The 10432-nt window shown below is 65.6% G+C and carries 9 protein-coding genes; 2 read left to right on the top strand and 7 right to left on the bottom strand.

Going from position 1 to position 10432, the window contains the following annotated elements:
- Positions 1 to 107: 107 nt before the first annotated feature.
- The 4 genes from VGV37_RS19175 to VGV37_RS19160 form a co-directional block, all read right to left on the bottom strand.
- The gene (locus VGV37_RS19175; RefSeq protein ID WP_326881345.1) at positions 108 to 1238 is read right to left on the bottom strand and encodes a type III PLP-dependent enzyme; all 1131 of its coding nucleotides are present in this window, start codon (positions 1236 to 1238) and stop codon (positions 108 to 110) included.
- A 90-nt stretch (positions 1239 to 1328) separates the two neighbouring features.
- Entirely contained in the window at positions 1329 to 2603 is a 1275-nt protein-coding gene (locus VGV37_RS19170) for a type III PLP-dependent enzyme (RefSeq protein WP_326881344.1), read from the bottom strand.
- 486 nt (positions 2604 to 3089) lie between these two features.
- The gene (locus VGV37_RS19165; RefSeq protein WP_326881343.1) at positions 3090 to 4124 is read right to left on the bottom strand and encodes a low specificity L-threonine aldolase; all 1035 of its coding nucleotides are present in this window, start codon (positions 4122 to 4124) and stop codon (positions 3090 to 3092) included.
- Positions 4125 to 4140: 16 nt separating this feature from the next.
- Positions 4141 to 4476, bottom strand: a complete 336-nt coding sequence (locus tag VGV37_RS19160; protein WP_326881342.1) for a hypothetical protein — start codon at positions 4474 to 4476, stop codon at positions 4141 to 4143.
- Positions 4477 to 4499: 23 nt separating this feature from the next.
- On the opposite strand from VGV37_RS19160, the gene VGV37_RS19155 reads away from it, so the two are divergent.
- Positions 4500 to 5480, top strand: coding sequence for an RluA family pseudouridine synthase (locus VGV37_RS19155; RefSeq protein ID WP_326881341.1), 981 nt, complete (start codon positions 4500 to 4502; stop codon positions 5478 to 5480).
- A gap of 126 nt (positions 5481 to 5606) precedes the next feature.
- The gene (gene rpoH, locus VGV37_RS19150) at positions 5607 to 6494 is read left to right on the top strand and encodes an RNA polymerase sigma factor RpoH (protein ID WP_326881340.1); all 888 of its coding nucleotides are present in this window, start codon (positions 5607 to 5609) and stop codon (positions 6492 to 6494) included.
- 18 nt (positions 6495 to 6512) lie between these two features.
- Here the strand turns inward: rpoH and VGV37_RS19145 are convergent, their stop codons facing one another.
- From VGV37_RS19145 to VGV37_RS19135, 3 genes are all read right to left on the bottom strand, one after another.
- Positions 6513 to 7685 carry an acyltransferase gene (locus VGV37_RS19145; protein ID WP_326881339.1) on the bottom strand — a complete coding sequence of 391 codons (1173 nt, stop codon included), beginning with the start codon at positions 7683 to 7685 and terminating at the stop codon, positions 6513 to 6515.
- 96 nt (positions 7686 to 7781) lie between these two features.
- Complete coding sequence (locus VGV37_RS19140) at positions 7782 to 8318, bottom strand: hypothetical protein (protein WP_326881338.1); 537 nt, start codon at positions 8316 to 8318, stop codon at positions 7782 to 7784.
- Position 8319: 1 nt separating this feature from the next.
- The gene (locus tag VGV37_RS19135; protein ID WP_326881337.1) at positions 8320 to 10332 is read right to left on the bottom strand and encodes a hypothetical protein; all 2013 of its coding nucleotides are present in this window, start codon (positions 10330 to 10332) and stop codon (positions 8320 to 8322) included.
- Positions 10333 to 10432 lie beyond the last annotated feature (100 nt).

Here is a 10432-nt window from a genome sequence, read left to right as displayed (position 1 = left end):
TAATCGAGGAGGCCGATCGATGCTCTGCGGGATAGCGGAACGAGCCGCAAAACCCTACGGCGGACAAGGAGCGGAAATTCCACTCCCTGCCCGCCGTCCCGGATCGTTCAGACGCAGTAGGTCCTGAGCGGCTCGAAGCCGTTGAAGCAGACGGCCGAGTAGGTCGACGTGTAGGCGCCGGTTGACAGGATCTCGACCTTGTCGCCGATCTGCAGCGAGAGCGGCATCAGGTATTCGGTCTTCTCGTACAGGATGTCGGCGCTGTCGCAGGTCGGGCCGGCCAGCACGACGGGGCCGCCTTCCTTGCCGTCGTGCGGGGTGCGCAGATTGTACTTGATCGCCTCGTCCATCGTCTCGGCCAGGCCGCCGAACTTGCCGATGTCGAGATAGACCCAGCGCTTCTCGTCGCCGATTTCCTTGGTCGAGATCAGCACGACTTCGCTCTGGATGATGCCGGCGTCGCCGACCATCGAGCGACCGGGCTCGATGATGATCTCGGGCAGGTCGTTGCCAAAATGCTTGGTGATCGCGGTCATGACCGTGTCGGCATAGCGCTCGATCGGCTCGACGCCCGCGCGGTAATGCGCCGGAAAGCCGCCGCCCAGGTTGACCATCTTGAGCGCGATCTCGCGTTCGGCCAGCACCGAGAACATCGCGGCAGCGCGGCCGACGGCCGAGTCCCATTGCCCGAGGTTGGTCTGCTGAGAGCCGACATGGAACGAGACACCGTAGGGATCGAGACCGAGCTCGCGCGCCTGGGACAGCAGCTCGACCGCCATTTCGGGCGAGCAGCCGAACTTCTTCGACAGCGGCCATTCGGCCCCTTCGCACTCGACCAGGATTCGGCAGAACACCTTGGCGCCTGGCGCCGCGACCGCGATCTTTTCCAGTTCGGGCGCGCTGTCGAACGCGAACAGGCGCACACCCTTTTCATAGGCGAAGGCGATGTCGCGCTGCTTCTTGATCGTGTTGCCGAACGAGATCCGGTCCGGCGTGGCGCCAGCCTGCAGCACCATCTCGATCTCGCCGCGGCTGGCCGTGTCGAAGCTCGACCCGGCCGCGTTCAGCCGATCGAGGATCGGGGCCGCCGGGTTGGCCTTGACCGCGTAGAAGATGCGCGCAAGCGGCAGAACCGCGTGCAGCGTCCGATAGCTTTCCTCGACGATGTCGAGATCGACGACCAGGCAAGGGGTCGGCGGCTGGGTGTCTTCGAGGAAGCGGGCAATCTTGGCGGTCATGGCAGTCGTTCCTTCATCGGTAGCGCCCCTGCTGAGTGCGCCACCGTCAAATCCATCGGGATCCCCGGGGTGTTTCGAAATGGCTCGTCTTCAGGCCAAGGCGGTGATGAGCGCCGGATTGCCGACGGTCGCGCCTTGGCCATCCAAGTGGCCGGGTGTGGAGAGCATCGGCTCGTCGCGGACCTCGGTCATGAGGGTCCGATCGAAGCCGTTGAACGCGGTGCGCAGGCAGGCGCCATAGGCGCCCAGCTGCCCCAGTTCGATCCAGTCGCCCGTCTTGACGTCGGACGGCAGGTAGAACGGGCCTTGCATGAAATCGGCGCTGTCGCAGGTCGGGCCGTAGAAGGCGAAAGCGGTGGTCGCGGCATCGGCATCGACCGCCGAGCCATCGGCCCTGCGGGCGAGGCGGGCCGGAAAGCGCCATTTCGGCACGCCGGCATCCGACAGGCTGCCGTAGACCCCGTCGTTGATATAGAGCACGTCGCCGCGGCGGGCCTCGACCTGGACGACCAGCGACGCGCCGGCCGCGACCAGAGCCCGGCCGGGCTCGCACCACAGCCGGGTGCCGGCAGGCAGGTCGAGCTTGGCGAAGCCGCGCCGGATCGCCTCGAAGTAAAGGCCGAGTTCCGGCGGGGTGACGTCGGGATAGCTGACCGGAAAACCACCGCCGACGTCGATGCCGTCGATCGCGACGCCGGCCGCAGCGATCACCTGGCCTGCGAGGTCGAGCGCCCGCTCGTACACGGCCGGATCCATGCATTGCGAGCCGACATGGAAACAGACGCCCAGGACCTTGGCGGCATCCCGCGCCTGGCGCAACAGGGCGGGCATTTCGGCGGCATCGGCACCGAACTTGCCCGACAGGTCATAGACCGTCTGGCCCTTCGGCATCGCCAGCCGGACATAGATGCCCAGATCGCCGGCGCCATCGGTGGCAGCCACGACCTTCTCGATCTCCTCGGCCGAGTCGACCGAGAAATCGCGCACGCCGAATTCCTCGTACGCCTGGCGGATCGCCGCCGGCATCTTGATCGGATGCATGTAGTGGATCTGCGCATCGGCGAACAGCGAGCGCACCGTGCGGATTTCCTGCAGCGAAGCGCAGTCGAAATGGCGCACGCCCCCGCGCCACAGCGCACGCAGCACGGTCGGTTCCGGGTTGCATTTGACGGCATAGAGCACGTCACCCGGAAAGCTCGTGACGAAGCGCTCCGCCGTCCGGCGCAGGGTGCGCGGACGGATGGCCAGCATCGGCTCGGCCGGGCGCAGTTCGTCGACGAGAGCGTCGACCGACGACAGCGGAATGGGGGTAATGACGGGACGACGAAGCGGGCCGACCGCAACGCGGGAGCGAACCTTGAGCATGTAGACGCACCCCTCTTCGAGCCTGGATACTTCACCAGGACAAAGGAAGTGGAAAACCCACCAGAGACCTAACGGTCAAAGGCTGTGATTTATTCTGCGGTTTTTTTGTGAAACCGCCTCAGCACGAACTTCGACTACTGTCGGCTAGAATGCCGTCCAATAGGTTTTCGTTCCGCGGAGCGGACCAGGACCATACGGCCCTGCCATAGTTAGCAAACATACCGACTTCCCTCTCGGGACCGGTCCACTAGACCGGTTCTGCCAAAAAGGACGCGTTACGTCGTTGCATAACCACGAAGGGCCATAGGCACGTGCGAGTGCGTCGAACAAGGGTGTAAATACGCCATCGACGCCGTGATGCAAGTGAAATTCGTAGGCTCGAATATGTTTTTGACGCATGGCTGCGGCGTTGCGGCTTTCCTGGGTTTTCTGCCGGTTTTTTTATGGTTTTTTAGGGGCCTTGGCGTGGGATTCGCAGGGCGCGTATCAGTGCGCTGCCAGGCGACTCGCCGCGTCAACGAAGGTTGCCACGTCTGATGCAGCGGTGTTCCAGGCCGTCACCAGGCGAACGCAGGTGCTGGCGGCCCCCTGCCAACGATAGAACTGCCCCCCCGCCGCGAACAAACCGACGATCATCGCTTCCGGCATCTCCACGAACAGTTCGTTCGCCTCGACCGGATGGCGCAGCGACACGCCGGGCAGGACGCTCAACCCCCCGGCCAACTGCGTCGCCGCCGCATTGGCATGGCGGGCGTTGCGACGCCACAGGTCGTTCGTCACATAGGCGTCCAGCTGCGCCGACAGGAAACGCATCTTGGAAAACAGATGCCCGGCACGCTTACGACGGAACGCCAGCTCCCGTCCGCGTTGCACGTCGAAGAAGACGATCGCCTCGGCTCCGAGCGCGCCGTTCTTGGTGGCGCCGAGCGACAGCACGTCGACGCCGGCCCGCCAGGTGAGCTCGGCCGGGCTCGCGTCCAGATGCACCATCGCATTGGCGAAGCGCGCGCCGTCCATGTGGACGGCCAGGCCGTGGCGATGAGCCACGTCGGCGATCGCAGCGATTTCGGCGGGGCGATAGACCGTCCCGCATTCGGTCGCCTGGGTCAGGCTGACGGCCGCCGGCTGGGCATGGTGCACGTTGCCGAGATCGCCCGGCAGCAGCGCCGCGAGGTCGTCGGCGACGAGCTTGCCGTCCGCACCGGGCACCGAAACGAGCTTGGCGCCGCCGGTGTAGAATTCCGGCGCGTTCGCCTCGTCGCACGTGATGTGGGCCAGCGGATGGCACAGCACGGCGCCCCAGGGCGGCGTCACGGCCGCGAGGGCCAGTGCATTGGCGGCGGTGCCGGTCGCGACCGGGAAGACCGCGACCTCGTGCTCGAAGATTTCGGCGAGCTTGGCCTCGAGCCGCGCGGTAATCGGGTCGGCCCCGTAGGAGGCGGCCGCGCCCTCGTTGGCGTCGGCGATGGCCGCGAGGATTTCGGGCGAGATGCCTGCCGTATTGTCGCTGGCGAAATTCATGGAATGCTCCCGGGGGTCAGGGTACCGGATGAAGGGCGATGGTCAGCGTGACCTTACCGGTCGCGGGATCGAGCAGCATCAGGCTCTCGTGCCCGTCAGGCGCGACGAGATGCAGCACCAGCCGTCCCTCGGCGCCGGTCACGTCCTTGAGCACGGCGCCGGGCGGCAGTGCGACGTCGACTGACAGCGGGCCGACGTCTTGGCGGCCGGGCACGGCGGGCGCACCGATCGTCGCCGGCACCTCCGCCGGTTTCGCCGCCGTCATGCGCCGGAAGATCGTCACCACGATGGTGACGAGCATCGCGACGATCATGATGCCCATGATAATGACAGCGGCCTTGAGCCAACGCATGAGTTCGGTCCACCCTGCCCCGCATGAACGAAAATTCCGCGCCCCCGGCCGACCAATCGGCCGATATCACCGTCGAGACCGAAGATGCCGGGCAGCGGGTCGACCGCCTGTTGGCGGAGCGGCTGGCCGACCTCTCGCGCTCGCGCCTGAAGGCGCTGATCGAGGATGGCCGGCTGACGGTCGACGGCGCGACCATAACGAACCCGTCCATGAGGGTCAAACCGGGCCAGCGCCTGCTGCTCCGGCCGCCGCCGCCGGTCGACGACCGCCCCCTGCCCCAGGCGATGGACCTGGTCATCGTCTATGAGGATGCCGAACTGCTGGTGCTCGACAAGCCGGTCGGGCTGGTCGTCCATCCCGCCGCCGGCAATCTGGACCATACGCTGGTCAATGCGCTGCTCGCCCATTGCGGCGATGGGCTGACCGGCATCGGCGGGGTCAAGCGGCCGGGCATCGTCCATCGGCTGGACAAGGACACCAGCGGGCTGATGGTGGTGGCCAAGAGCGAACGCGCCCATGTCGCCCTATCCGCCGACTTTGCCGCGCGCACGATCGAGCGCGCCTACTGGGCCGTGGTCTGGGGCATGCCGAACCCGCGCGAGGGCGAGATCGATGGGCCGATCGGCCGCAGTTCGACAAACCGCAAGAAGATGGCGGTCGTCGCCGCCGGCAAACCGGCACTGACCCGCTACAAAGTGGTGCGGCCGCTCGGCCTTGCTGCCGCCCTGGTTGAATGTCGCCTGGCGACGGGACGAACCCACCAGATACGCGTTCACATGACGGAGATCGGCCATCCGCTGATCGGCGACCAGACCTATGGACGGCTTCGGTCCGGCCGTCTCAAGGGCCTCGACCCGGCCGCAGCGACCGCAGCCAGCCAATTCCCCCGCCAGGCCCTGCATGCCTGGCTCCTGGGCTTCGAGCATCCGACCACCGGCGAACATTTGAGTTTCAAGAGCGCGCTGCCCGCAGATCTCGCAGAGCTGGTAGCCATTCTGGAATGATTCAAAACTGGACAGTTTCCAAAACACGTCCTAGTGTTTTGGACATTCGGGCTCAAACGACGGGGGAATCCAGCCGCCGATTTTCGGCGGAAGGAGGCGCGTCGGCCCGAGATATGGAGTGACGAGATGGCTGGTGGCAATCTTCCGAGCCTCAGCGCCGACGGCAACCTGTCGCGGTATCTGCAAGAAATTCGCAAGTTCCCCATGCTCGAACCCGAGCAGGAATTCATGCTGGCCAAGCGCTGGCAGGAGCACGAAGACCCGGCCGCCGCCCAGACGCTGGTGACGAGCCATCTGCGGCTGGTCGCCAAGATCGCGATGGGCTATCGCGGCTACGGTCTACCCCTGTCGGAGCTCGTTTCCGAGGGCAACGTCGGCATGATGCAGGCGGTCAAGCGGTTCGATCCGGACCGTGGCTTCCGGCTCGCGACCTATGCCATGTGGTGGATCCGCGCCGCGATCCAGGAATATATCCTGCACAGCTGGTCGCTGGTGAAGATGGGCACGACGGCGGCCCAGAAGAAGCTGTTCTTCAACCTGCGCAAGCTCAAGGGCCAATTGCAGGCGATCGAGGACGGCGACCTGCCGCCGGAAATCGTGACCACGATCGCGACGAAGCTCGAAGTGCCGGAGAGCGACGTGGTCAACATGAACCGGCGCCTGGCCAGCCCCGACCATTCGCTGAACGCGCCGCTGCGCGTCGATGGCGAGGGCGAGTGGCAGGATTGGCTGGTCGACCAGGAAGAGAGCCAGGAAGCCAAGCTGGGCGACCGGCAGGAACTGGGATTGCGCCGCGACCTGCTGAAGAACGCCATGAAGACTCTGAACGACCGCGAGCGTCACATCCTGACCGAACGGCGCCTGCGCGACGAGCCGGTGACGCTCGAGGATCTTTCGCGCAAATACAACATCTCGCGTGAGCGCGTGCGCCAGATCGAGGTCCGGGCCTTCGAAAAGCTGCAGAAGGCGATCAAGTCGGCCGCCATGGGCCAGCGGCTGCTCAGCGCCAACTGAGCCCGTCGCCGACGGACCTCAGAGTACTCCGGTTTCCGGCTTCGGCGTTGCACTGCCGCGTTGCATGGCATCGATCAGGCGACGCCCGACCCGGATCATCGGGGCTTCGATGGTCTCGTAGCTGACCCAAGAGGCCGCGAAGGTGAGCAGGACGGTCACCGCGAAGCCGACCGCATAGGCGGCGATCGCCGCCACCCCGGGCACCTGGGTGTGCAGCGTGCCGGGAAAGGCCCGGAAGATCTCCAACACGAAGAAATGCAGCAGGTAGGCGCTGAAGCTGACCTTGCCCATCGCCGCGACCGGGCGGCTGACGAGCAGGCTCCGATTGGCCGACAGGGCCAGGACCAGTCCCGCCAAGGGCAGGCTCACGGCCTGACCGGCCGGGATCGGCGGACGGTCCCCCATGAAATGTCCGAGCGGCAGGTATGCCAGGGTGCAGAACGCCAGGATCGAGACGAGGGCCAGCGCCGTGCTCCACCGTGCCAGGACGGCATGAAGATCGCCACGGACCTGCAAGGCACGCAGCGCGAAGAATACGACGCCCCCCAAGGCAAAGACCGCGGCCTCGTTCGGGAACCAGAAGAACAGGAAGTTGCTGATCGTCGCGGCCGGATAGTGCGGGGACAGGATGGCGAGCGCCGCGAGGTTGACACCGGTCCCGACGCCGACGCAAAGCGCGAGAGCGAGCAGGGAGCGCCGGAAACTATCAACGACCGTCGCGAAGATCGGGAACAGCAGATAGAACGTGAATTCGACGCTGATGCTCCAACCGCCCGGAACGACGGACCAGGCGTCCGGTGCGGTCAGCCATGCCGGAGACAAGGCATTGACGAACGTGGCCGTTCTCGCGATCTGCGCCACGCTGAATTCCTCGGGCGGGAAGGCGAAGAAATACAGGATGCCGGCAGCATAATAGGCAGGGGCGATTCGAAAGAACCGTCGAATGAAAAAGGCCCGGACGTCGAGGACGCCGCGTGCCGCTTCCGAATGCCAGGACATGAGCAGCGTCACGGCGCTCGCCAGAAAGAACAACTGGACGCCGAACCACCCGCTGGTGGTGACGATTTTCACCGGATACGGCAGGTCGGGAAATTCGTAGGTCAGATGGCAGGCGATGACCATCAGGATCGCATACCCGCGCAGGCAGTCGATGTAGAGCAGGTGCGGCTTCTTCTTGGTAGTTCCCGGCATTCATCCCATTCCGAGCTGACGTCTGCTGCATTGTAGAAATGAGCTTGTCCAAGAGCCGGCGGATGAAATCATCGACGGTTTAACAAAACTTGAATCTCAGGTCTCGACCTCGTCGCCCCATTCGTCCTTGAGCGCCTGTTGACGCTCGATGGCCGTTTCCCGGGCGCGTTCGATCCGGCGCTGGACCACGGTGGTGATCACCGCCGGCGCCAGATAATACAGCATCCAGCCGAACAGCGCCGCGCCATAGAGCGCTACCCAGGTATAGCCGGTCGACAGGAACGTGAACACCTGGTCCAACGAGTTGTTCTCGTGCCAGAGCTTGATCGCGAAGGGCAGGGAGCTCGCGAAATTGAGCGGCGCCACGGTACGGATCAGCGATTGCCCCGGTGTGTCGTCAATCAGCCAGGCGACCATGGTCGGCACCAGCGCCAGGGTCATCAACAGGCAGATCGGCCGCTCGAACAGGGCCAGCACCAGCATGACCACGACGGCCAACGCCAAAGTAACCTTCTTGCCGTTCCCCGGAGCCGGCGCGCGCCGCTGCACCTCGACGCTGTGCAGGCCTTCGCGACCGCTGTTGCGCGGCGGCGCGGGTTTGGCGCCGGGGCGGGGTGCCGGTGGCCGGGCCATGTCAGATCACCCCCATGGCGAACAGGGTCACGGCGACGATCGCGCTCGAGATCAGGCTGGCGATCTTCACCGCGACCGAGTGGCCGGCGACCTTGGCGGTCGAGTTCAGTTCCTCGGTCTGCCGCTCGCATTTTTCCAGCTGCTTGACCATCTGCTGGAACTCCAGCCGGGCGCGCTGGAAGCGCTGGGCGTCCTTGCGCTGCTCGTCGGCACTGTCGAGATAGTCGGCCAGCTTGCGGAGATTGTTTTCCTTCAGCACCGCCGACAGCCCGTTCTGCAGGCGCGTCCGGGTGTAGCGGCTCTTGAACCGCTCGATCACCGGCTTCGCCTGGTGGGCGAACAGCCCGATCAGTGCCGGCACCAGCTGGGGCCCGTAATTTTCCTGCAGAAAGGCCAACAGCCGCAGGTTTCCCAGGATGCGGGTCGCAGGATCGGCCTGGACGAGCGCGTACAACAGCCCGTCGTCGACATCCATCTCATGGACGGCGATGAAAGCCGCGATATGGCGGTCGACGGGCCAGATGTCGATCGTCTTGGCCTGGACCCCGAATTCGATCGCGGCCAGGAGATCGGGCGTACGATCGACGTAGCGCTGCTCGATGAAGGGCGAAAGGCAGTGCAATCCCGGCATCATCTCGTACGCGACCCGTTCGATGCCGTAGCCCGGCCGCTTGTCCTCCAGATGGCGCAGCATCTTGTCGAAGAAGCGGATCGTCGCCTGGTCCTCGCCCTTCGCCGACCCCTGGCGCAGGCACCAGAACTGCGGCAGACGCGCCTGCAGCAGTTCGGCCGGCAGCAGCAGATCCCCGCCGTTCAGCATGGTCACCGCCAGGAGCGCGCCGATCCCGTCGACCGCGGTCGACGCGTCGCGGTACCGGATCGGTGCCGCGGGATCGAGCGCCATCAGCATGCGGCTGACCAGTTGCGCATTCTGGCCGGCCGGTCCGGCCGTCGAATCGTTGCGCGTCGCGAACGCCGTATTGATCGCCTCGACCACCTGCTTGTCGCCGAGGGTCCGGGTGATCCATTGCTCGAAACTCTGGCCGCGCAGCACCCGGCCGGCCGGCTCGGGCTGCATCATGTCGAGGGCGAGCGCCACGTGCCGCGCCGTCATGCATTCCTCGCCCTCGAGCTCGAAGGCGCGCTGGGCGCGGGCCGGCTGCGGGACCAGTTTGGCGGTCATGCGGCGGCCGTCGAGCCACATCTGGACGTCGCCCAGCCGCCAGCGGCCCTGCGGCTCGTCGATCAGCAGGCCGCGAACCAGCTCGCCGATCCCGGTCGGCACCCGCTGTTCGTTCACCAGGGTGAAGAACGAACCACGCTTGATCTTGTCCTCGACGATCTTCTCTTCGCTGACGCCGGCGCCCGGCATCTTGCCGAACAGCAGATGCAGGACCATCACGCCCAGGGCATAGAGATCCTGGGTCGGCGACCCGGCACCCCGGGCGTGGGACTGGGCCATCGCGCCCTCGATCGTTTCGTAGACGACCGATTGATAGAGGCCGGGCGGCGCCGTCACGCAGTCACCGAGCATGGCGACCCGCCGGTTCGCGTCGCGAAAGAAGATGTTGCCGGGCCGGATGCCGCGATGGGGCAGGCCTTCGCGCTCCAGGTCGATCAGGGTCTGAATGATCGGTGCCACGATATGGGCGACGAGCGCTTCCTCGCTCCATGGCTCGATCACGTTTTCGCCCGGCCCCGCCAGCCGGTCGCCGAGCGGCTGTTCGAACACCATGGCGAACATGCGCCGGTTGGCCGGCGCCCAATCGACCGCGCCGACTTCGACCGGCGTCAGCACGCCGTAGCTCTTCAACAGCTGGAGCTTGCGCACCGCTTCCATGCGCGGCGGCATCTTCGGATCGCAGATCAGGGCGAAATGGCGGCTGCCTTGGGCCTTCGTATCCCGGGCCGCGAAGGCCGGCGCCGATGGCGAACGAAATCCGGCCAGCGGCTCGTCATACTGAATATCGAAGCGGTCTTTCAGCCGCACTGTCGCCCCGGACGTGGCCGACATACCGGGATTCGTCTGCGGCAGGACCGACATCCGCGCCTTTCACTCTCAAAATATGCGGCGCTCTGCCACAGCCGGTACGATCATACCGGCTTCGACTATG

Origin of the sequence: Aliidongia sp. (genome assembly GCF_035943795.1) — a bacterium.
Taxonomy (GTDB): domain Bacteria; phylum Pseudomonadota; class Alphaproteobacteria; order ATCC43930; family CGMCC-115725; genus Aliidongia.
Note: the sequence above shows the minus strand (reverse complement) of the source record. Positions and strands in the feature narration are given on the sequence as shown.

Bases quoted from the DNA above. Each gene is read 5' to 3' on its own strand.
- VGV37_RS19155 (WP_326881341.1), top strand. From the start codon at position 4,500: ATGAACGAAAATTCCGCGCCCCCGGCCGACCAATCGGCCGATATCACC.
- VGV37_RS19165 (WP_326881343.1), bottom strand. From the start codon at position 4,124: ATGAATTTCGCCAGCGACAATACGGCAGGCATCTCGCCCGAAATCCTC.
- VGV37_RS19175 (WP_326881345.1), bottom strand. From the start codon at position 1,238: ATGACCGCCAAGATTGCCCGCTTCCTCGAAGACACCCAGCCGCCGACC.
- VGV37_RS19140 (WP_326881338.1), bottom strand. From the start codon at position 8,318: ATGGCCCGGCCACCGGCACCCCGCCCCGGCGCCAAACCCGCGCCGCCG.
- VGV37_RS19145 (WP_326881339.1), bottom strand. From the start codon at position 7,685: ATGCCGGGAACTACCAAGAAGAAGCCGCACCTGCTCTACATCGACTGC.
- VGV37_RS19135 (WP_326881337.1), bottom strand. From the start codon at position 10,332: ATGTCGGCCACGTCCGGGGCGACAGTGCGGCTGAAAGACCGCTTCGAT.
- rpoH (WP_326881340.1), top strand. From the start codon at position 5,607: ATGGCTGGTGGCAATCTTCCGAGCCTCAGCGCCGACGGCAACCTGTCG.
- VGV37_RS19170 (WP_326881344.1), bottom strand. From the start codon at position 2,603: ATGCTCAAGGTTCGCTCCCGCGTTGCGGTCGGCCCGCTTCGTCGTCCC.
- VGV37_RS19160 (WP_326881342.1), bottom strand. From the start codon at position 4,476: ATGCGTTGGCTCAAGGCCGCTGTCATTATCATGGGCATCATGATCGTC.